21 protein-coding genes and 2 pseudogenes are annotated in these 20340 nt (G+C 65.6%); 9 read left to right on the top strand and 14 right to left on the bottom strand.

Going from position 1 to position 20340, the window contains the following annotated elements:
- Positions 1-321: 321 nt before the first annotated feature.
- From AB0I53_RS30245 to AB0I53_RS30265, 5 genes are all read right to left on the bottom strand, one after another.
- The gene (locus tag AB0I53_RS30245; protein ID WP_358610325.1) at positions 322-1101 is read right to left on the bottom strand and encodes a DUF1028 domain-containing protein; all 780 of its coding nucleotides are present in this window, start codon (positions 1099-1101) and stop codon (positions 322-324) included.
- A 77-nt stretch (positions 1102-1178) separates the two neighbouring features.
- Positions 1179-1649 carry a GreA/GreB family elongation factor gene (locus AB0I53_RS30250; RefSeq protein ID WP_358610328.1) on the bottom strand — a complete coding sequence of 157 codons (471 nt, stop codon included), beginning with the start codon at positions 1647-1649 and terminating at the stop codon, positions 1179-1181.
- Between the two features lie 333 nt (positions 1650-1982).
- The gene (locus AB0I53_RS30255) at positions 1983-2165 is read right to left on the bottom strand and encodes a hypothetical protein (RefSeq protein WP_358610331.1); all 183 of its coding nucleotides are present in this window, start codon (positions 2163-2165) and stop codon (positions 1983-1985) included.
- A gap of 908 nt (positions 2166-3073) precedes the next feature.
- Positions 3074-3736, bottom strand: coding sequence for a site-specific integrase (locus tag AB0I53_RS30260; protein WP_358610334.1), 663 nt, complete (start codon positions 3734-3736; stop codon positions 3074-3076).
- A 273-nt stretch (positions 3737-4009) separates the two neighbouring features.
- Positions 4010-4237, bottom strand: coding sequence for a hypothetical protein (locus AB0I53_RS30265; RefSeq protein WP_358610337.1), 228 nt, complete (start codon positions 4235-4237; stop codon positions 4010-4012).
- Between the two features lie 33 nt (positions 4238-4270).
- Here AB0I53_RS30265 and vanH point away from each other — a divergent pair, with 33 nt between their 5' ends.
- The 5 genes from vanH to AB0I53_RS30290 are packed head-to-tail and all read left to right on the top strand — an operon-like array spanning position 4271 to position 8024.
- Positions 4271-5260, top strand: a complete 990-nt coding sequence (vanH, locus tag AB0I53_RS30270; protein WP_358610339.1) for a D-lactate dehydrogenase VanH — start codon at positions 4271-4273, stop codon at positions 5258-5260.
- Positions 5257-6297 carry a D-alanine--(R)-lactate ligase gene (gene vanA / locus AB0I53_RS30275; protein WP_358610342.1) on the top strand — a complete coding sequence of 347 codons (1041 nt, stop codon included), beginning with the start codon at positions 5257-5259 and terminating at the stop codon, positions 6295-6297. The genes vanH and vanA overlap by 4 nt, the downstream gene beginning before the upstream one ends.
- Positions 6294-6902, top strand: coding sequence for a D-Ala-D-Ala dipeptidase VanX (gene vanX, locus AB0I53_RS30280; RefSeq protein WP_358610345.1), 609 nt, complete (start codon positions 6294-6296; stop codon positions 6900-6902). The genes vanA and vanX overlap by 4 nt, the downstream gene beginning before the upstream one ends.
- Before the next feature lie 34 nt (positions 6903-6936).
- Positions 6937-7545, top strand: a complete 609-nt coding sequence (locus AB0I53_RS30285; RefSeq protein ID WP_358610348.1) for a hypothetical protein — start codon at positions 6937-6939, stop codon at positions 7543-7545.
- A 29-nt stretch (positions 7546-7574) separates the two neighbouring features.
- Positions 7575-8024, top strand: a complete 450-nt coding sequence (locus AB0I53_RS30290) for a GNAT family N-acetyltransferase (protein WP_358610351.1) — start codon at positions 7575-7577, stop codon at positions 8022-8024.
- Here AB0I53_RS30290 and AB0I53_RS30295 read toward each other — a convergent pair.
- Entirely contained in the window at positions 7995-9086 is a 1092-nt protein-coding gene (locus AB0I53_RS30295; protein ID WP_358610354.1) for a HAMP domain-containing sensor histidine kinase, read from the bottom strand. The two genes, AB0I53_RS30290 and AB0I53_RS30295, sit on opposite strands and share 30 nt — an antisense overlap.
- On the bottom strand, positions 9079-9774 hold the full coding sequence (locus tag AB0I53_RS30300; protein ID WP_358610357.1) for a response regulator transcription factor: 696 nt from the start codon (positions 9772-9774) through the stop codon (positions 9079-9081). Before AB0I53_RS30300 ends, AB0I53_RS30295 begins: the two co-directional genes overlap by 8 nt.
- 88 nt (positions 9775-9862) lie before the next feature.
- Between AB0I53_RS30300 and AB0I53_RS30305 the strand changes: the two genes are divergently transcribed.
- Positions 9863-10045 (top strand): hypothetical protein, encoded by a 183-nt coding sequence (locus AB0I53_RS30305; RefSeq protein WP_358610360.1) that lies wholly within the window; start codon positions 9863-9865, stop codon positions 10043-10045.
- Between the two features lie 554 nt (positions 10046-10599).
- Here the strand turns inward: AB0I53_RS30305 and AB0I53_RS30310 are convergent.
- A complete protein-coding gene (locus AB0I53_RS30310) occupies positions 10600-11529 on the bottom strand; it encodes a LysR substrate-binding domain-containing protein (protein ID WP_358610514.1) in 930 nt (309 codons plus the stop codon).
- Positions 11530-11762: 233 nt separating this feature from the next.
- Between AB0I53_RS30310 and AB0I53_RS30315 the strand changes: the two genes are divergently transcribed.
- Entirely contained in the window at positions 11763-12425 is a 663-nt protein-coding gene (locus AB0I53_RS30315) for a hydrolase (protein WP_358610363.1), read from the top strand.
- Positions 12426-12505: 80 nt separating this feature from the next.
- On the opposite strand, the gene AB0I53_RS30320 is transcribed toward AB0I53_RS30315, so the two are convergent.
- The 5 genes from AB0I53_RS30320 to AB0I53_RS30340 form a co-directional block, all read right to left on the bottom strand.
- A complete protein-coding gene (locus tag AB0I53_RS30320) occupies positions 12506-13255 on the bottom strand; it encodes a MerR family transcriptional regulator (RefSeq protein WP_358610366.1) in 750 nt (249 codons plus the stop codon).
- 82 nt (positions 13256-13337) lie between these two features.
- Positions 13338-14060 (bottom strand): GPP34 family phosphoprotein, encoded by a 723-nt coding sequence (locus tag AB0I53_RS30325; RefSeq protein ID WP_358610369.1) that lies wholly within the window; start codon positions 14058-14060, stop codon positions 13338-13340.
- A 188-nt stretch (positions 14061-14248) separates the two neighbouring features.
- A complete protein-coding gene (locus AB0I53_RS30330; RefSeq protein WP_358610517.1) occupies positions 14249-15385 on the bottom strand; it encodes an alpha/beta fold hydrolase in 1137 nt (378 codons plus the stop codon).
- A gap of 84 nt (positions 15386-15469) precedes the next feature.
- The gene (locus tag AB0I53_RS30335) at positions 15470-16000 is read right to left on the bottom strand and encodes a hypothetical protein (protein WP_358610371.1); all 531 of its coding nucleotides are present in this window, start codon (positions 15998-16000) and stop codon (positions 15470-15472) included.
- 456 nt (positions 16001-16456) lie between these two features.
- On the bottom strand, positions 16457-17584 hold the full coding sequence (locus AB0I53_RS30340) for an integrase core domain-containing protein (protein WP_358610520.1): 1128 nt from the start codon (positions 17582-17584) through the stop codon (positions 16457-16459).
- 318 nt (positions 17585-17902) lie between these two features.
- Between AB0I53_RS30340 and AB0I53_RS30345 the strand changes: the two are divergent.
- Positions 17903-18073, top strand: a pseudogene (locus tag AB0I53_RS30345) (transposase); the annotation flags it as partial.
- Positions 18074-18400: 327 nt separating this feature from the next.
- On the opposite strand, the pseudogene AB0I53_RS30350 reads toward AB0I53_RS30345, so the two are convergent.
- A pseudogene (locus AB0I53_RS30350) lies at positions 18401-18583 on the bottom strand (response regulator transcription factor); the annotation flags it as partial.
- A 468-nt stretch (positions 18584-19051) separates the two neighbouring features.
- Here AB0I53_RS30350 and AB0I53_RS30355 point away from each other — a divergent pair.
- Positions 19052-20335 (top strand): glutamate decarboxylase, encoded by a 1284-nt coding sequence (locus AB0I53_RS30355; RefSeq protein ID WP_358610374.1) that lies wholly within the window; start codon positions 19052-19054, stop codon positions 20333-20335.
- Positions 20336-20340 lie beyond the last annotated feature (5 nt).

The following is a 20340-nucleotide window of genomic DNA, read 5'->3' on the forward strand; positions in this document are numbered from 1 at the left end:
CCTCAAAGCTCGCCGACCACTCAGCCACCATCTCCGCCAACACAACAAGATCAACTACCAGAACCAATCCAAGATTACAACCTGTCGTTGCCGTACTAAGGGTGCGGTAGCAATGGATACCAAGACTCCTGCTGGCATCTCCAGCAGGAGTCTTTTCGTAGCGAGCCGGAGACCGCGGTGGACCGGGCCAGCGACGAGGAGGGCGTCGCGCTGTTCACAGCGTGCCGCTCGGCTCGCAACCGGCTGATCGTGCTGCTGCTGGCCCGGGTAGGCCTGCGCCGGGGCGAGGTCACCGGGTGGCAACCAAGCCTGCGCGGAAAGTTATCGTTCCGAGATTTCGAGCAATTCGTCGAACCTGCCCTGCGGGTTCTTCCTGGTCGGGAGCGCTTCGACGAACGGCAGCAGCTCTCGTTTCGCGACCTCGTAGATCCTCCGGAGCTCGGTCACCGGTTCGGGGTGATCGTCCACGCGCAGGTCCAGGTACGGGTAAGGTTCTCCGTTGTTCACGTATAACGCTGCGCTTTGCTTTCCGCGCCTGTCCCCGCCGGCTTGCTGGCCCGCTTCAAGCGACAAGAGCAATCGTTCGTGAAGTGGTTTGTCCGCAGTGGCTTCGAACTGCTCGGCCATGGCGTCAACCGTTCGCATATCGACGAGCATGTTTCCCGCCACCGCGTAACCCGGCGCTGCTCTGTGACCGCTCCACGGATGCGTTTCCGGACCGGTGTGGGCAGCAGAACGACCATATTTGTCCACAATAGCCACTTGTCGGGAATCCGCTCCGGGATCCGAAGCGAGAAGTCTGCGCAACGTCTCGTCGGCAGAATGCGTCCGAAGCAGCTCCAAGCCGTCGATCCCGAGCAACGGGTTGATCAACGCCTGGGTCGCGATAGCCCCGGAAGCGGCGCGGGCGAACCCCGACAACGCCCCAATCGAAGGTATCCGGCTACTGACCGCGACACCTGCGCACCCAGCGACTACGTCGTAGGCAGCGATCGAGAACGTACCCGCGTGCACGGCGCACCCCTTGTGTTGAGTCGACGGTTCACATCTGGACACGGACGAGCGGATGACCGTGACGGCGACGCGCTGTTCATGCGTCACGCCTGCGACGCCACCCCCCAGGACCACGGCCGCCCGTCATGTGTCGGTGGCGCGGTCCCGTGCTGTTTTTCGGGCGTCTACGGACGGTGGTGCCCGTGGGGTACCGCCCGCAGGAGCGTTACTTGCACCGTCCCACCGTTGGGAACGCTGTACGTCCGTTGCTCGCCCTGTCTGGCCCCAGACAGGGCGGCCCCGAGGGGTGACTCGGGCGAGTAGACCGCAAGCCCGTCGAGGTCGGCTCCATCACGCGCACCGAGCAGGAACGTTTCGGTCTCGCCGTCGTCGAAGCGGACGGTGAGGACCATGCCGGGCTCGGCGACCCCGTCGTCCGGTGGTGCTTGACCGACCACCGCGTTGTACAGCAACCCCTGGATCTGGCGGATGCGGCCGCGCCGACGCCCCTCATCCACGAACTGGCCGGACTCGCTGTCGACCGTGCCATCGCCACGTTCAGCACCAGCGGAACGGTGGGCGAGCAGTTCTACGAGCTCGTCCCGCAGCCGGTCGTAAGCATCCTGGGTCAACCAGCGGCGTTGAGTAGTGGTCATGGTATTCCTCTGTGTCGATCGATTGGTTTGGTCGCGGATCTCTAACCGTCGAAATGCGTTCGACGGTTAGAGAGGTGGCGGTGACTTGCCCGATCGAGGAAGGTGTTGATCAGCGATGTCCCGGGTGCGTGGCGGCGCGTGCATCGCAGCCCGCGTCCCCTTCGTTGATCAACCTTCCGCGACGCGGATGAAGCCGGAACATGTCTCGGTGCGGTAGCGCGTGCAGGCGCGCAGTGCCGGAACCGGCGGTCCGTTCAGGGCTCGCTGATCTTGGTAATACGCAGACTGCGTATTACCAAGGAGCCGCGGTGCTGTATCGGCCGAGAGGGGCGGTCACCGCCGGTTGCGCGCCTGTTTGAACCAGTTGGTCGCATGGTTGGCCGGGCGTGCGCCGGTCACGAACGCGATCCGCGGACCACGACGGGTGTTTTCGATATCGCCGACCATGACCAGCCCTCCCGTGATTCGACGCAACCGCTCCATACCGAGGATGGCCGAGGCTTGGGCCGTGCCCATTGTCGTGCGCGAACAAATATCCAATCGATCTTGTCTGCTTTCTCCACTCGTCAGAGCCGGGGGATGTGCTCTTCGTACGCCTTACGTCCTTTCAGTCGTTCGGTTTGGCCGATTGGATGGACAGTGCGCGAACTCGGCTACCGCCCGCTCGGCGAGGAGGGCCGCTGAGGCGAGCTGGTGTGGCACGACCCTGGACATGAGCATCTACCGCCATGGCCATACTGGTATGAGGCACGAGGCGACGGTGTAACCATCCATACGTCTCCCCACGCTGATACCGCTCCCGTGGGCCAGCTCGGAGGTTTTGAACCCATCCTGGTGGCTGGCCCCTGGGCAATGGCGGTGCCGACGGTCCCGCGTTTGACTTTGACGGCAGCTCTGCCTGGTTCCCAGTCAGTCACCAGGGGCAGATTCGATTCATGGCCGCAACTGGCTTGCGGCCGTCCCGTCCTCTCACGCCTTCGGAACACGCCGGCATCGAACCGGAGCAGCCCACGTAGCGAGAAAGAGGAGCAAGCGTCTGATTCGGCCGCGCTGTCCGTGACCTGGGCCACGGGTTGCCCGCGGTGGTGTTTGGCCGGTGGGACGCCACGGCCAGTCTCCAGGACGCGGCGCAGCCGGGCCTGGCCGTGGTCGAAGTCCGGAGCCGGAGTCATGGGCCCGGTGCGCTGGCCATTGCTCACTCATTCCTGAACCACCGTCGGGCGCGGTGCCCACCGGTTGACGGGCCGGGGCGGATCGTCTGATTCGTGGTTTCTGTAGGGCGCGAGGTTGGGATATTCGAGGAGTGAGTGATCGTCCTGGTGATCCGGCCACGAGCAATGTGGTGTCGGGTGCCGCCAGTAGAAACGGGAGACCTGGCTGGGTGCCAGGCCTCCCGAGTTGGACGTTTCACGGATTATTGGGTTCTAGCCCGTTAGTGGGTGGGGTTCTCCGGTGAGGGCGGCGAGGGCGGCGGCGATTTCGCGGATGTCGGCTCGGGTGCAGGTGGTGGTGCTTCCGCCGTCGCCGTTGTTGTTGTCGGTGTGGCCGGCGTAGGCGCGGGCCACGGCGTAGCCGAAGTTACGTTCGACCCATTTCAGGGTGGTGTGGCGAAGCCAGTGGATGCTGATCTGCTGGGTGGCGACCCAGGGGAGGTGTTTGCCGAGTCGGGTCCAGAGGTGGTCGTAGCGTCGCTTGGTGATGGGGTTTCCGTTGGTGTAGCGGAGGAGTTGCCCACCTGATGTGGCGGCGCCGCGTTGTTCGGCGTGTTCGCGGAGATGGGTCATGAGGGTGGGGGAGACTGGTTGCCAGCGGACGGTCTCGCCTTTCTCGTGGAGCATGATCAGGCAGAGGTCGGGGTCCAGGTCCCGGGGTGTGAGGGCCAGTGCTCCGCCTCGGCGGCAGGCTGTTTCGGTGTGCAGCCGGAGGATGAGGCTGTCGAGCACGGGATCGTAACCGGTGGTGGCGGCGACGTGGTTGATCTCCTCGAGCCGGGAGTCCGGCAGCCCGCGGCGCGTGGTGGGCAAGCGGCGCGGCTTGGGCACCTTTTTGGCGGGGTTGTCGGCCTCGCTGATCAGCTCGTCGGCCACGGCTCAGGTGTGAGTCGGCTATGAGGGTACGTCGTTGGTGTGCGTTCATGTCTCCGGCAAGGTGCCGTGCAGAAGGTCTTGCCTCTGATCAGCGGTCTCCTGTCGGAGGGTTGGTCGTTACCGGCAGTTGTCGGCGGCCCCGGGCCCGAATGGCGGTTACAGCGGGCACTGCGGGGTCGCGATGAAGTGGCTCCGTAAACGACGAACCGGCTCAAACCTGACGGAGACGGGCCGGGATGCAGCGCGTGACCTCCAAGCTTGTTGGTGCGATGGTCAGAACCATTCGCGGTCGCCCCAGCTGCCAGGCAGCCTGTCTGGTCGCTCGACGTAGTGCTCGTCAAGGCCTCCCGCGCGGCGCGCCTCGACGAGATCGCCGCTGCGCTCACGCAACTCGGCAGCTTGAGCGGCATATCGTCCGCATATCGAAAATCGCATACGTGCTGGCAACACCGCGCTGTCTTGACTTGAGGCATGGCCTGCAGCGAACTGGGTTTGATCCATAGTGGAGCGATCGCGGACCGTCGCGCCCGAGCGATGGCCGAGCCGTCCCCCTCGGCCATCCCAACGGCGGGGCTCACGGTCTTCGGGTGCAGCCAGGACGAAGCCGCCGTGTTCCGCGAGATGGGGGCCCGCCTCGGTGTATCGCCAACGATCGTCGAGTCGGCCGTCTGTGAAACCAATGCTGAACTGGCGCGCGGCAGCCGATGCATCAGCGTGAACCACAAGACCCAGATCACCAACTCCACGCTTCTGGCGCTCGGCAAAGCCGGTGTGGAACACATCTCCACCAGAAGCATCGGCTACGACCACATCGACCTGGAGTACGCCGAGCGCGTCGGCATCTCGGTGGGCAACGTCGCTTACTCACCGGACAGCGTGGCCGACTACACGTTGATGTTGATGCTGATGGCCGTGCGGCACGCGAAATCCACTATCCGTCGCACCGATTCTCATGACTATCGACTGAGTGAGACCCGCGGTAAGGAACTGCGCGACCTGACCGTGGGCGTGGTCGGAACGGGGCGCATCGGCACAGCAGTGATCGACCGGCTGCGAGGCTTCGGGTGCCGCGTGCTAGCCCACGACAGGCCGGCTCACGCCAGCGCCGACCACGTACCTCTGGACGAACTGATCGAGCAGAGCGACATTGTCACGCTCCATACCCCGCTCACCGCAGACACGCACCATCTCCTCGATCGCCACCGCATCGAGCGGATGAAAACCGGTGCGTACGTCGTCAACACAGGGCGCGGACCGCTGCTCGATACCGAGGCCCTGCTGTCGGCGTTGGAGAGCGGCAGGTTGGGCGGTGCGGCGCTGGATGTCCTCGAAGGCGAGGAAGGGATCTTCTACGCCGACTGCCGAAACAGGCATCTCGAGAACGAGGCCCTGGTGCGGCTACAGCGCCTGCCGGATGTGCTGATCAGTCCGCACTCCGCCTATTACACAGAGCACGCCCTGAGAGACATCGTCGAGAACAGTCTCATCAACTGCCTGAACTTCGAGAACGGGAGAACAGCATGAGCAGGTTGAAGGTCGGAGTCATCTTCGGAGGCGCTTGCGAGGAACATCCCGTCTCGGTCAAGTCGGCGCGAGAGGTGGCGAGGAACCTCGACACCGAGAAGTACGAGCCGCTCTGGATCGGCATCACGACCGGCGGCGACTGGAGGCTCTGCGACGGCCCCGACACGGATTGGGAGAACGCCAGCACTCGTCCGGTCACTCTGTCACCTGACCGAAGCGTGCACGGCCTGCTGGTCATGGGGCAGGAAGGCTACGAGACGGTGCGCCTCGACGTCGTCTTCCCGATGCTTCACGGCAGGCTCGGGGAGGACGGCGCGATCCAGGGCTTGTTGGAGCTCTCCGGCATCCCCTACGTCGGCTGCGGCATTCAGGCCTCGGCCGCATGCATGGACAAGTCCCTGGCCTACACCGTCGCCAAGAGCGCGGGAATCGCCACCCCGACCTTCTGGGTGGTCGCGGAGAACGAAGAGATCGACCCAGACCGCCTTCGGTATCCCGTCTTCGTGAAGCCTGCCCGTTCGGGCTCCTCGTTCGGCGTCAGCAAAATCACCCGAGCCGACGAATTGCCGAGCGCGCTGAGCGCGGCGCGACAGTACGACTCGAAGGTCCTGATCGAGGAGGTCGTGGCCGGCAGCGAGATCGGTTGCGCGGTCCTCGGGGAACTGTCCGGCCTGAGCACGGGCGAGGTGGACCGGGTGGACCTCTCGCACGGATTCTTCAGAATCCACCAGGAGGACTCCCCCGAGACCGGATCGGAGAACTCGACCTTCATCGTTCCCGCCGACATCTCCGACGAATCGCGCCAGCTCGTCCAAGAGACCGCCATGACCATCTACCGCACCCTGGGCTGCGAGGGACTTGCCCGCGTCGACATGTTCCTCACCGACGACGGGCGGGTGGTCCTCAACGAGGTCAACACCATGCCCGGCATGACGTCTTACAGCCGCTACCCGCGGATGATGGCCGCCGCAGGGGTGCCGCTGTCCGATCTGATCGACCGGCTCATCTCGATGACACTGCACGGGAAGAAGCGATGAACGACGACTTCGTCTACGTTGACGATTGGGTGCCGGGCGTCCGCTGGGATGCCAAGTACGCCACCTGGGACAACTTCACCGGCAAACCGGTAAACGGCTATCTCGCGAATCGCATCGTCGGCACCCGGTCCCTGTGCGCGGCCCTGGAGCAAGCACGCGAGAAGGCAGCCTCCCTTGGCTTCGGACTGCTTCTCTGGGACGGGTATCGCCCCCAACGCGCCGTCGACTGCTTCCTCCACTGGTCCGAACAGCCAGAAGATGGCCGGACCAAACTGCGGCACTACCCGAACATCGACCGGGCCGAGATGGTCGAGCACGGATACGTGGCTGCGAAGTCGGGCCACAGCAGGGGCAGCGCCGTCGACCTGACGCTCTACCACCTTGCCACCGGCGAGCTGGCTTCCATGGGTGGCGACCACGACCTCATGGACCCGATCTCACGTCATCGAGCCCGAGGAATCACGCCAACCGAGGCCCAAAACCGTGAGCATCTCCGTTCCATCATGGAGGACTGCGGATTCGATCGGTACGACTGCGAATGGTGGCACTACACGCTAAGAAACGAGCCCCATCCTGATGTCTACTTCGACTTTCCCATCACGTGATCGGAGTCTCCATTGCATCTCGCAGTGGGGATGTTTGGAACGCAACGACGAGGTCGTCGTGCGGCGCACCGACCTATCGGGGCTGGAGGTCTTCTTACCGCGCACCGATCCCTCGCGACTGTACGACTGGGCCTCCGACGGATACCGCTCAAGCGAGGAGTACCTGTTCTGGTCCCGCAAGGTCTGCGGTTTGGCGTGTCTGCAGTCGCTGCTCCACGGCTGGACCGACGTCCGGCTGACGATGGGCGAACTTATCGCGCTGGCTCTCGACCGGGGCTGCTACGTGGTGGAGCCCTCCGGCAAGGTCCAAGGACTCATCTACCGGCCGTTCATGGCCTGGGTCAGCTCACAGTTCGGATTCCCCTGCGAACTGGTCGAGCATACGCCAATTCACGTATCCAACCGAGAGGTGCGACCTGGGCAGGTCATGATCGCCTCGGTATCCCCTGAGATTCGCGACCCCGACACCCACGCGCCGCAACGAGGAGGCCACCTCGTGCTGGTCTATGCGGTCGAGGACGGGGTAGTGCGGTTCCACAACCCGTCGGGCTACTCCCACAACTCGGACTCCGCATCGCTACCCATGCACGTATTCGAGCGGTTTCATGCAAACCGAGGAATCTTGATCAGAGCGACATCGTGATGCGAGGCGAACGAGGCTTGGAGTGAACCGTGCGGGTACGACTAGCGCGCAGCGCTGACGCCGAAGCCGTCAACGAATTGCTCGGCCAGCTGGGCTATCCCCAGGATGATCGGGCAGCGACAGCCGATCGGCTCCAGGCCTGGTTCGACGACCCGGCCAGTGCGGCCTACATCGCCGAAACCGACGACGAGTCACTCGGCGTCATCGCCGTCCACGTCTGCCCGTTCTTCGAACGCAAAGGCGCCTGGGGCCGAATCACCGCACTGGTCGTCTCCGACCGAGCACGCGGATACGGCGTCGGCTCCCGGCTCGTCGAGGCCGCCGAGTCTTTCGCCGCCGGCCACGGATGCGTCCGGATGGAGGTCACCAGCAATGATCGACGGCCGGACGCGCACAGGTTCTACGAGCGACGCGGGTACACCGGCCAAGCCGGAATCTCGTCCCGCTTCCTACATGACCTGCCGAGCTGCCGCGGGTAGTCGTACCGTGACGCAGAGCCCGCCGTCGGCGCGCGGGCTGAGCGAGAGCGTTCCGTCGTGAGCTTGGGTGATGCTCTTGGCGATCGCCAGACCGAGGCCGGCACCTACGTGGTCGCTGCGGATGCGTTCGGTGCCGCGCTGGAACGGCTCGGTGAGGGTGGAGACCACGTGCGGGCTGAGCTTGTCGCCGGTGTTCTCGACCGTGAGCACGGCGTCCTTGGGACCGGCAGCGGTGCTGACCTGAACGGTGCCGTATTCGGGCAGGTTGTGGACGATCGCGTTGTGCAGGAGGTTCGTGGTCAACTGCAGCAGGAGCGCATGGGACCCGATGGCCGGGGTGATGTCCCCGGAGGTTTCGATGACGACGCCGTGCTTCTCGGCAAGCGGGAGGAGTGTTTCGGTGGCTTCTTCCGCGATGAGAGACAGATCAACGTCATCTCGGGCGAAGGAGCGCTGGTCAGTGCGGCTGAGCAGCAGCAGTGCTTCGGTGAGGTCGATCGCTCGGGCGTTGACGACGCGGAGGCGTTCATCGAGCTCGCTGCTTTCCCGGTTCGGATCGTTGCGAGCGACGTCGAGCAGGGTCTGCGTGATCGCAAGTGGAGTACGCAGCTCGTGGGAAGCGTTGGCTGCGAAGCGCTGCTGTTCGGCGACGTGCGCTTCGAGCCGCGCGAGCATGCCGTCGAAGGCGTCGGCGAGCTCTCGGAACTCGTCCTGGCGCCCCTCCAACTCGATCCGGTGAGAGAGCGAACCCCTCGCAGCCGTGCGCGTGGCATCGGTGATGCGGGTCAGCGGGGCCAGCATCCGCCCAGCGAGAATCCACCCTCCGGCGAGACCGAACACCAGGAGGAACACGATCGCGCCGGCGGCCGCCGGCGCGAAGTCACGCAGTAGCTCGGTGCCCGAAGGTGCGATCACAACCGCACCAGCGTCCTGTGCCCTCTCCCGGTATCCGTCCAGGAACACCGCAAACGCCCCGAGCAGCACGGCGCCGGCGATCATGAGGAAGCCGGCATAGCTGAAGGTGAGCTTGAGACGAACGCTCAACCCAGGTGCCCTATCCACGTTCGCCTCCCTCGCTCCCGGCGTCCGGTCCCGTGTCGATGCGGTAGCCGACGCCGGGCACCGTGGTGATCAGCCAGGGTTCGCCGAGCCGCTTGCGCAGTGCGGATACCGTGATGCGCACGGCGTTGGTGAACGGGTCGGCATTCTCATCCCAAGCCCGTTCCAGGAGCTCTTCGGCGCTGATGACACCGCCTTCGGCGGCCACGAGGACTTCGAGCACCGCGAACTGCTTCCGGGTGAGCGCGACGTACCGGCCGTCCCGGTAGACCTCGCGGCGGAACGGGTCCAGCCGCAGGCCGGCGAGCTCCCGCACTGGCGGCCTGTTGTGGGCACGCCTGCGGTCGAGGGCTCTGAGACGGAGCACGAGTTCTTGCAGCTCGAACGGCTTGGTGAGGTAGTCATCGGCGCCGAGCTCGAACCCGGAAGCCTTGTCGTCCAGCCGGTCCGCAGCGGTGAGCATCAGGATCGGCATGCCGCTGCCTGAAGCGACGATGCGTTCGGCGACCTCGTCGCCGGAGGGCCCGGGGATGTCGCGGTCGAGGACGGCGATGTCGTAGGCGTTGATGCTCAGCATCTCCAGAGCGGTGTCGCCGTCTCCGGCGATGTCGGCTGCGATCGCTTCCAGGCGCAGTCCATCGCGGATGGCCTCGGCCATGTAGGGCTCATCCTCGACAACCAGCACGCGCATGCTCTCAATCGTAGGAGCGGGCGGATATCGCTGGCGTATCGAAAACCGCGTACGGGCTGGCAACACGGTTCCGCTTCGACTGCCACGCATGAGTCGGACCGCAGGACGACCACCGACCCGCAAAGCTCTCACGTCCACGGTCGCCGGGCTGTCCATCGCGATCTTCGCCGCGATCGTCGGAATCCTCGTCCACCAGTCGACATCACCCTCCGATGGTCCGGACCAGGTGCAGCACGAGTGGCACGCCGCGCCCGGCTCGGACAGAACATGAAGGGGCATCGCCCGGGTCTACGACCACGTGACCCCGGAGATGGAGAACTCGTGATGTGGCTCCCGCGCCTGCGGGACACCCCGGAAACCGGCGATGGCGATCTTGTTCAAGATGGAATCGCCATTTGCGAGCTGACAGCGAGCCCGCCCTGCGGAGGAACAGGGCCGCATAAACCGGACCGGCTGGCCCTTTCGCTGAGTCTGCGGCACCGCGTGACAGACGTCGGTCGGCGGGGTTGGCCGGTGTGTCGGACGATGCCTCGGCACCGCTGCGGGATCGACCGCGGTCACCCGGGATGCGGCTGTTCGGGTGGTGCTGAGATCCCGAAATCAGCGGCGATCTGTTTCAACGGAGCCTCGCCACGACGGGCCACGGCGACCACATCGTTACGGAACTCCTGCGAGTAAGGCTTGGGCGCGACGACATCCTTCCAGGCGAGGCCACAGCCTCACGCATCAGGTGTCAACCAAACCCTGGGCAAACCCAACGACCCGCGACCGTGACTGTGGTCGGAGCGATTCGGTGATCGAGGCTGCGGGCCGCAGCTTCACGCACTACGTGAGGGGGCTGCGTAGCCATCCGTTGCGTTCAGCGCATCGTCGGGCGGTGGCGAGGACGCTCGCGATGGCCGGCGACGGATCGTTCGCGGGCCACAGCACCGAGAGTTCTGCCACGATCGACGGATCGACGACGTCGCGAAGAGTGACGCGGGTGCTGGCCTTCGCGGCGTGCTCGGCGAACGATGCAGGGGCCAGGCCGACCTCGCGTCCGCTGGAGAGCCGGGCGAGCATGGCGTTCACCGGAGGAGCTTCGAATGCGCAAATCTCGGGTGAGAAGCCCGCTTCGTGGCATGCGGCGACGATGCCGTCGTAGTACGTCGGGGCGAGGCGGCGGGGGAACAACAGCAGCGTCTCGTCGCGGAGGGCTGTCAGCGGGATCGCTGGTGCGGCAGCGAGGCGGTGGCGAGTGCTCAGGAGTGCGGAAACGGGCTCTTCGCGGAGGATCTCGCCACCTACCCCGTCGATGGGCTGTGGTGAGAGGGCGAGACCGATGTCCAGGTCGCCGGCGCAGATCCGTTCGGGAATCTCGGCGCTGAAGACCTCTCGAGCGTCGATCGTGAAGTCGGGGTGGTCTTCCTGGAGCGCATCCAGGAGCACCGTGAGCGTGTCGAAGTTCGCGACCGGGGTATAGCCCAGCCGAATCGTGGTCGCGATCCCTGACCCGGCCAGCCGGGTGAGCTGCACGGCTTGCTCAAGCGCGGTCAGCGCTTTCGGCGCCTCGCGAACCAGCGTCCGGCCCGCGGCGGTGAGCTGCACCCGACGGCTCGAACGCACGAACAGCGGGGTTCCGAGGGTCTCCTCAAGCTTGCGGATCTGATGGCTCAGGGACGGCTGGGAGATGTAGAGACGCGTGGCTGCGCGGCCGAAGTGGAGTTCTTCGGCTACGGCGACGAAGTAGCGGAGAACGCGGGGGCTGATATCGATAGACGAATCCTATCGTCCCGCAGCCGAACAAGTCTTGGACGCTTGCGGGATGGCCGCCGTACGGTCGTTTTCAGGCCACGGAAGACGTTTCAACCTTGCCCCGTCGAACTGGTCGGAGCCGGCCTCGGTTCGCGTGACCTGCCCCCTTCGCACATCAGCCCGGCGATGCCATCACCCGAACAGCTTTGACCCTCACCATCGAACGTTCTACCCGACACGCAGAAGGAAACATCGTGACGCGCACCGCGAAGTCCGGACTCGATGCACTGCTCACCCCCGAGGAGAGCGTCCTGGTGCTCATCGACCACCAGCCCTTCCAGTTCACCAACCTCAACAGCCACGAATCAACCATGGTCGTCAACAACGTCGTCGGTCTGGCCAAGGCCGCGAAGGTCTTCGACGTCCCCACGGTGCTGACCACGGTGATCGAAGAACGTGGCGGCTACCTCATCAAGGCCCTCCAGGACGTCTTCCCGGACCAGAAGCCGATCAACCGCACGTTCATCAACACCTGGGAAGACCGTCGCGTCGTCGACGTCGTGGAGAAGACGGGGCGCAAGAAGCTGATCATCGCCGGGCTGTGGACGGAGATCTGCGTCGCCATGCCCGCCATCCAGGCGCTGGGCGAGGGGTACGACGTCTTCGTCGTCACGGACGCCAGCGGCGCGGTCAGCGCCGAGGCGCACGACATGGCGGTGCGTCGCATGGAGCAGGCCGGCGTGGTACCCATCACCTGGATGGCCGTGGTCAGCGAATGGCAGCGCGACTGGGCTCGCGAGTCGACGACCGGCGCGCTCGCGCAGGTTCTCTTCGACCACGGTGGTGCTAGCGGGATCGCGCTCACCTGGGAGCTGCAGCTGCTGGCCACGCCCACCACCGATGGTGCTGGTGCGTAGCGCTGGCGGTTGCTGAACCGGAGGCGGGTCTGGCGCGCACGCCGTGCGCCGGACTCGCCTCAGCCGGTGCAGCACCCCGGTCATGTTCGGGGATCCGGGTCTCGTCCCAGGTCCTCCCGTGTCCGCGCGAGCTCTGCGGCCCGCTCCAGGACCTCCAGCTGCGCAGGGTTGTAGATCGCGTGCATGGTCTTGACCATGGTGACGGCGGTCGACATCGGCGTTCGCCGCAGGTGCGCTTCCGGTGTGGCTATCCAGGGGTAGTTCACCAGGGTTTTCGTGATCGTCTCCGCGAACTCTTCGACGAGGCGAGCGCGCGTCGCCTCGTCGGCGTCTGCGGACAGCGACTCGAACTCCACCGTCGCGGCGTCAGCGTCGGTGTCGAGCATCTCGCGGACGTCGTTGATCACCTCGGGCTCGTACAGCTGCGAGTAGATGAGCGTCAACGATCGCTCGGATGCGGACAACCGCGGCGCGACTCTCGCAAACCCCGTCGCCACGTCCGTGATCGAGCCGTGCTGGAGCATGTCGGCGATCTCAACGCGTGCTCGCTGGCTGCGTTCGATCGTCTCGACGAGATTCGCGTCGATGGCGGCCAGCACCTCTGGCGAGGTCCCGACGCCGGCGTCCAGCCGCTTGATCTCCGCGATCGGGACGCCGATGTCGCGGAGCCGTCGGATCTGCAGTAGACGGATGAGGTGGGGGACGCCGTACTGCTTGTAGCCGTTCGTGCGCCGGTCGGGCTCTTCGAGCAGGCCGCGTTCGTGGTAGTGCCGGACGGTGTTGACGGTCGTGCTCGCGAGATCAGCGAGCTCGCGGGTGCTCCACGACATGGTCCTGCCTCTGCTTGAATCCTGGCCAGGAGTTCCGTCCCGGACGATACAGAAATGTTCTTCGAGATGTCCGGGAGGACAACTAGCCGCGACCGTCCGCATTCGCGGCGGCCGACGCGCTCAGGGCGCCGCTGATGACGGCGATCGTCGCCCGAGTGACGGCCGCTCCCACGGCCGCCGCGCCCCAGTTGCCGTTCTCGAACTCCTTCGCGCGGTGGATGACCGACGACGTCCATGGGATCTCGGGATCGAACTGGTGCAGGTTGGCACTCGCCGAGAGCAGCGCCGCGATCGCAGCGGTCCTGGCGTCGGGCTCCGTCCCGTCGACGAGCGTCGCGCGCACGCGGACGAGGAGCTCCGCGCGCCGTGCGCTCCCGAGTTCAAGGGACTCCGATGGGATGAAGCCGAGCAGCTTCTTGCGCTTGCGGCGCAGATGCCCGTCGTCGACGAGCTTGTCGAGCACCTTGCTGCGCAGTTCCGGACCGATCGCCGCGAGCACTGTCCGAATCCCGCGCGGCTTCGTGTTCAGGTAGTCCCACGCCGGGCGGAGGATGCCGTCGTGCGGGGCGTCGCCGCGTGCGGCGACGCGGCGGACGAGTCGGCCGACCTCCTGCACCTCGGTGAGGTCGCGGAGCGCGAGGTCCGCGACGACGGCACCGCCCAGCACGTAGTACAGGAAGTTCTCGCCCGCGATCGCGCCGGAGGACGGCTGGTAGAGCAGCAGCAGCACGTCCTCGACGAGCAGCGGCTCGTCGATCGACCGGTCGAGCGACGCATCGTCCGGTGCCTGGTTCTCGTCCCTCATCGTGTCCTCTCCACCGCACGAGTCGTGCGCTCAGCGTTCCCACCCATTGAGAACCCTGTTCCTGGAACAGGGTCAAGTGCGGCCCGCCTCGCGGTGGCGACCCGAGTCGGGGCGACTCGGGTCGCGCTCGTGCTCAGCGCCGGGTCATCGCGGGGTGCCTGAGGAGGGCTGCCGAGTCGGCGCCTCGCTCAGCGCGTGCCCGTCTCGGCCGGGATGGTCGGGTCGGTGAACCGAGGGGTTTCGGTGGCGTGCTCGGCGTTCTCGTCCAGCGGCGTCCACGACTCGTACGTGGACTGCTCCAGGGGTAGGGGTTTGCCTGCGGCGATGATCGTCCGTGCGGGCCGGTCGCCGCTGAGGAGGAAGTCGATCACCGGTCGGTCTACTTCTTCTGTGCCGTAGGGGAACACCCCGTGGATGCTCTCGTTGTCGACCGCGATCAGGCTCGTGTTCGGCAGCCCTGTGCCTGCAGCCCAGCCCTGCTCGAACGGCGTCATCGAGTCGAGCTCGCTCTGCAGGACGATGGTCTCGGTGAAGCTGTCGTCCAGGGGCGGCATCTTCGAGTCCGTCGGCCAGAACGCGCACGTCGGCGTGACCAGCAGCCCGAGCTGCGCTGTCAGCGGCGCGACCTCTGCCGTGCGCTCGTTGAACTCCTCCCAGTAGTCGAGGCCCTGCGTCCACTGGCCGTCCGTGCACGCGGTGAACTCGATCACGTAGTCGTGCGTGCCGTGGACTGTCTCGCCCGGTTCGTGGACAGGGGGGTTGGCCAGCTGCGCGAGGCGTTCGTGCGCCGCGGCGCGCAGCTCGTCGGGCAGGTCCGTCTGATCGATGATGCGAGCAGCCGACTCCGCGGGGACCACCGGATCCGTCGGCGACTCGCCCTCGGCGATGATGCTCGACACGAGGCTTCCGGCTGCCGGATATGCGACGGGGTTCGAGAAGGCGACCGGGCCGTTGACCGAGTTCCAGGCGTAGAGTGCCGCCAGCGACCGCTCCGGGGCGCTCGTGGCCGCGAAGTACCGATCCCAGATGGATTCCGGGTCGGTACCGAGCCCGAAAGTCGCGTCGTTGCGGGCGATCCAGTTCATCATGTGCAGGCGGAATTGGCGATCACGGCCCTCGTGAGCGGCGTTGTACAGCGTTTGGATCGATTCCTGCGTCGAGTCCGTCGCCGAGTCGAGCACCATCCGCTCGATGTTGTCGGAGAAGAGGCTGCCGAACCATGTCCCGAGCCAAGTGCCGTAGGAGTAGCCCATGTAGGTCACCGACTCGAGCCCGAGAAGGTGGCGGATGAAGTCCATGTCGTAGGCGGCCTGCTCGGTCGTCATGGTCGCCACGTCGGTGTCCTGCGAACAGGCTTCGCCGATCGCCCGCGCCTCGGCCGATCGCCCGTCATCCGGGTCGTACTCGTATTAGTACTCGCATTCCGCGTGGCTCGACTGACCGAGGCCGCGCTGGTCGAAACTGACGTAGTTCGTGGTCGGACGGAGTTCTGGCGTGTACATCTGGACGGTGCTGCTGTAGGACAGCCCGGAGGCGTACGGTCCGCCGGGGTGCGTGATGATCGTTGTGCGGTAGTCGGGGTTCGCGGGATCGATGTTGCGCGCCTGGGAGATCCGGACATCCCATGTCACCTCCGGATCCGGGTCATGCCAGTCCCGCGGAACCTGGATGGTGGCGCACTCGACGTTGGACAGGTCCGCGCCTGGCAGGGGCGGGCCGTCATCGTTGAACTCGCAGGCCTCCCACGCCAGCTCCTGGTCCGCAAGTGGGCCCGCGAGTGCGGCGACATCCGGCGTCTTCGTCTCACCACCGTCGTCACCGCTCGAGAACGCGATGTTTCCCGTCACCAGAGTGGCGGCCACTACTCCGGCAACCGCGATCAGCGGCCTGAATCTCCGGGCACGCCTGGTCTCCGCCTGGACGGAACTGTCGTTGGCCATGAGTGGTCTCCGCATCGGTCGCAGCTACTGATCGCTGCATGCATCGAGCGGTGGCCAAGCACCGCTCGACTGTCGGGCCATCGAGTTCAACGTGTGTTCCAAGCACAAGGTCAAGCGCTGCCGTCCGCCCCTCGGGCAGCGGTCCACCTCGAGGGCTGTGCTCCGTGCGTCCTCGTCGCACCTGCCACTGGGTATCCGCAGCGGCGGACACGGCGTCAGCAACGCAGCACGAACGATGGATGGCCTCATACGAAGCGGTGCCAAGGAGGGACGAGGAGGCGTGTGGCACCGACGACGCTCGCGCGGCGCGTGTCTGGGTCGACTCGTGGTCCGAGTGTCGGTGAGACCGATGTGTAGGCAAGAGTGGACTGGATGACGAGATCAAGGAACGCGGCAGGCAGCAGGCGATCCGAGACGTGACCGGTCTTGTACCGCTCGAGAAGTCATCGCTGCACGTCAAGCCGCGTACCGGTACTCGTTGATGAGTCCATTAAGGACCCGAGTATGTAGCAACGGGCGGGCATTGACTCCGTGTGCTCGTTGGTGCTGTTGGCGAGGTTCGGGTGGTCGCTGTTGTCGCGCCTGGTGTGGCCGGTGCTGGTTGTAGTGCTGCTGGTACTCGGCGAGGACCTGCCGGGCGTGTGCCTCGTTGAGGATCAGAACGTGGTCGCACACTTCACTGCGGAGAGTTCTGATGACCCGTTCGCAGTGGGCGTTCATCCGTGGCGCCTGGGGTGCGGGGGTGAGGATGTCGATGTCTTCGGCTTGGAAGACGGCATCGAAGCTGCCCGAGTACTTCGTGTCGCGGTCGCGGAGCAGAAACCGGAGCTGGCCCTGAGGTCCATCGGTGACGGTGGTGAGGTTGCGGGCTTGTTGTGTGGTCCACTCCTGGGTCGGATGGGCGGTGACGCCGGCGATATGTAGTCGGCGTGTGCCGTGTTCGAGGAATATCAGGGCGTAGAGGCGTTTGCCGAGTGCGGTGTCGATGTGGAAGAAGTCCGCAGCGATGATGCCGTGAGCCTGGGCAGCCAGGAACTGCTTCCAGGTGGGGCCAGTTCGGCGTGGCTCGGGATCGATGCCGGCCGAGTCCAAGATCTCCCAAACCGTCGATGCGGCGATCGGATGTCCGAGTCCGACCAGTTCGCCCTGGATTCTTCTGTGCCCCCAGCGCGGGTTTTCGCGGGCCAGGCGAAGGACGAGCTTCTTGATCGTCGGATGGGTAGGTGGCCGTCCGGTGTGGCGTCGGAGTGCGCTGTAGTCCCACTTCCTTGCGATGAATCTGCGGTGCCAGGCGAGGATCGTTGCGGGTTGGACGGGGAAGATGTCGTGCCAGCGGCGGCGGGGGAGTCGCGAGGACAGGGCTGCGAACCAGAAACGGTCCGTTGGCTCGTACCGGACTTGACCGGTGATCTGGCGGCGGAGGACGGCGTTCTCGTGCCGGAGCACGAGCAGTTCAGCGTCCGTCTGATGGCCTGACCAGGCGCCACGACTTTTCGAGCGGTTCAGGACCGCTAGGCTGGCCGAGCGAATCACGACTCTAATCCGAGCGGAAACGCTCGGATTATCAACAAGATCAACAGGCACAATTTTCAACCGAACAAGATTGAGCCAAAAACTTGACGCGAGACAAGCCCACCTCCTCGCAGCCCTCCAGGCCTGTCTGGCCGACGTCACCGGCAACGACACGGCCCTGGTCGACTACCTCCGCGCGAACCGACTAGTGATCGTTTACCTCGGCCCGGACTGGACCATCGAAGAAGCCCCGCTAACAACAGCCCCAACGACACGGCGACCCAACAGCACGCAGCTGCCCCTGCCGATCGCCTGAACCCGCGCACTAGGCGGTACCTGAAGGGAACACGACGCCCACTGCGGTCGGCGGACCGGTGCCACGGGCGGATTGGAGGACGACCACCCGCATTCGACAAGGACGTCTACGAGCAGCGACACGCTGTCGAGTGCGGGATCAACCGCCTCAAACGGAACCGAGCCGTGGCCACCAGATACGACAAGCTTGCCGTCCGCCACGAAGCAGCCGTCACCATCACAGCGATCAACGAATGGCTCCCGTGATTTCCGAAACAGACCTAGCGGACCGGATCGACGCAGGCGGGTAGCTCGGCGCGTTGAACCGATGCCGCCGATTTATCAAGCCGAGATCGTCACCGACGCCGTAGTCCACGGCGCCGCCTCGCAGCGCCGCGTACCCGACTCCGCTGGGAGTCGCGTGAGTCGGGCTAGCTGTCGTGGCTCGGCGCACGCCCCCTGGAACACCAGTATCTCGTTCGAGACTCGAGGTGAATCCCGGCCTCGGCCGAAAGGCGTTCCTGCTCCCGCATCGGCGTACAGCCGGCCTGGCACCCCAGTTGCTCTGTCGACCTCATTCCGCCGCGGAGTGGGCTAGGTGTTGCGCCCCAAGGCTTTCACGACCGCTGAAGTTCGATCGCCCACGCCCAGCTTGGTGAAGATGTTGCGGAGGTGGTTCTTGACCGTGCGCTCCGATATGCCCAGCGACCGTGCGATCTCCCTGTTGGAGTGGCCCCGAACGAGCTGGTCGAGCACCTCCCGTTCCCGCTTGGTCAGCGGGGACAGCACGTGGCCGTTCGCAGCGGCTTTGGGAAAACCGTCGTTCTCGTCTGGTCGGGTCAGCTCGATCCGGAGCGCAGCAAGCTGACCGACCTGGTGCAGGACCTGGCGCATCGCGCGTGAATGCTCAACGGCCTCGTGCAGCAGGGCGGTTATCGCCCGGTCTAGCGCCCGGTCGTGGGAACAGGCCATCAAACGCCTCCACTCGGGCGGTTCGGCCGGGGTCACCCGGTACCCGGTTCGTCGATCAGCACTTCCTATTTCGCCACGCGACCAGCGGAAATAACTGAAACGCCGATCAAATCGCTCGGATGCCACAGGAGATACCCCAGACGGCCCAGCACGGCCGGTTGGTACGGCACTAGTACGAATGCGCTGGGCCGAATTGTTCATGGCGCTTTGCTCCTGATCGCTCGTAGCGTGACCGATGTTGTCGCACACCACCAGCAACAGGAGTGTTCAACCATGTCTGCTCTGGCGAACGCGGCCGAGGAACCGTTATGTTCCTCGACTCACCTTCGGCGTGGGATCCCGGATTTCGGAATGGACGCGGATGCGGCGCTGAATGCCGTGGCGGGCAGGTTGCGCGGCGGCTGCCGTCCGGAGCGGAACCTCGCGACCTTCCTCACCACATCGATCGAACCGGAGGCCCATCGAGTCTACCGAGCCTACCTGAACTACAACCTCGTTGACCGCGAGCAGTACCCGGCGATGGATGAGCTGCTCCGCGAATGCGTGCGGATCATCGGCTCGTTGTGGCACGGGGATGCGCGGCGAGTGGTCGGCAGCGCCACCACGGGGTCCAGCGAGGCCGCCCTGCTGGCCGGGGTCGCCCTGCTGCGGAGCTGGCAGGCACGCATCAGGGGCGAGCTGTCCCGCCCGAACCTCGTCATGGGTGCTGGCGCGCACGCCTGTTGGAAGAAGTTCTGCCGCCACTGGGGAGTCGAGGCCCGCATCGCCCCGGCCAGGGCTGGGCGGCTGGCCCTCGACGGCATCGCGGCCGCGGACCTGTGTGACGAGGGGACCATTGGCGTCATCGGCGTCCTGGGGTCCACTCTGGACGGGCGCTACGAGCCGATCGCCGAGATCGCGGCCGAGCTGGACAGTCTCGCCGAACAGCGCGGGATCGACGTGCCCATGCACGTCGACGCCGCCTCCGGCGGGCTCATCGCACCGTTCCTGGACACCGAGCTCCGCTGGGACTTCCGCATCCCGCGGGTGGTGTCGATCAACGCCTCCGGCCACAAGGCGGGCATGGTCCTGCCGGGCTTGGGCTGGCTGCTGTGGCGCGACCGGGGCCGGCGCCGTCCCGAACTGGGGATTCGGATCAACTACCTCGGCGGCGACGACACCCACTACGAGCTGAGCTTCTCCAGATCGGCAGCGCCCGTGGTCCTTCAGTACTACAACTTCATCCGCTTCGGATTCGCCGGTTTCCAGGCCGTGCACGCCCGTTCCAGGTCGCTGGCGCGACAGCTGGCCGACCGCCTGCACGACACCGGGCGGTTCCGGCTGCTCGGAGACGGCAGCGAACTGCCGGTGGTGGCACTGACCGCGGAGCCGCCGATCAAGTTGCGGCGGTTGGCGATGCACCTGGCCGACCGCGGCTGGGCAGTGCCCGTCTACACGCTTCCGCCCGAACTGGACGAGGTCGAAGTGATGCGCGTCGTCGTCCGCAGCGACTTCACGCCGGAGGCGGTTGAAGACTTCACGGCCGCTGTCGAAGAGTTCATCTCCACTGTGAATTGATCGGA

This window comes from Saccharopolyspora sp. NPDC050389, assembly GCF_040655595.1.
Lineage (GTDB): Bacteria > Actinomycetota > Actinomycetes > Mycobacteriales > Pseudonocardiaceae > Saccharopolyspora.

Bases quoted from the DNA above. Each gene is read 5' to 3' on its own strand.
- AB0I53_RS30250 (WP_358610328.1), bottom strand. From the start codon at position 1,649: ATGACCACTACTCAACGCCGCTGGTTGACCCAGGATGCTTACGACCGG.
- AB0I53_RS30255 (WP_358610331.1), bottom strand. From the start codon at position 2,165: ATGGGCACGGCCCAAGCCTCGGCCATCCTCGGTATGGAGCGGTTGCGT.
- AB0I53_RS30265 (WP_358610337.1), bottom strand. From the start codon at position 4,237: ATGGATCAAACCCAGTTCGCTGCAGGCCATGCCTCAAGTCAAGACAGC.
- vanH (WP_358610339.1), top strand. From the start codon at position 4,271: ATGGCCGAGCCGTCCCCCTCGGCCATCCCAACGGCGGGGCTCACGGTC.
- vanA (WP_358610342.1), top strand. From the start codon at position 5,257: ATGAGCAGGTTGAAGGTCGGAGTCATCTTCGGAGGCGCTTGCGAGGAA.
- vanX (WP_358610345.1), top strand. From the start codon at position 6,294: ATGAACGACGACTTCGTCTACGTTGACGATTGGGTGCCGGGCGTCCGC.
- AB0I53_RS30300 (WP_358610357.1), bottom strand. From the start codon at position 9,774: ATGCGCGTGCTGGTTGTCGAGGATGAGCCCTACATGGCCGAGGCCATC.
- AB0I53_RS30305 (WP_358610360.1), top strand. From the start codon at position 9,863: ATGAGTCGGACCGCAGGACGACCACCGACCCGCAAAGCTCTCACGTCC.
- AB0I53_RS30320 (WP_358610366.1), bottom strand. From the start codon at position 13,255: ATGTCGTGGAGCACCCGCGAGCTCGCTGATCTCGCGAGCACGACCGTC.
- AB0I53_RS30325 (WP_358610369.1), bottom strand. From the start codon at position 14,060: ATGAGGGACGAGAACCAGGCACCGGACGATGCGTCGCTCGACCGGTCG.
- AB0I53_RS30330 (WP_358610517.1), bottom strand. From the start codon at position 15,385: ATGACGACCGAGCAGGCCGCCTACGACATGGACTTCATCCGCCACCTT.
- AB0I53_RS30335 (WP_358610371.1), bottom strand. From the start codon at position 16,000: ATGGCCAACGACAGTTCCGTCCAGGCGGAGACCAGGCGTGCCCGGAGA.
- AB0I53_RS30355 (WP_358610374.1), top strand. From the start codon at position 19,052: ATGTCTGCTCTGGCGAACGCGGCCGAGGAACCGTTATGTTCCTCGACT.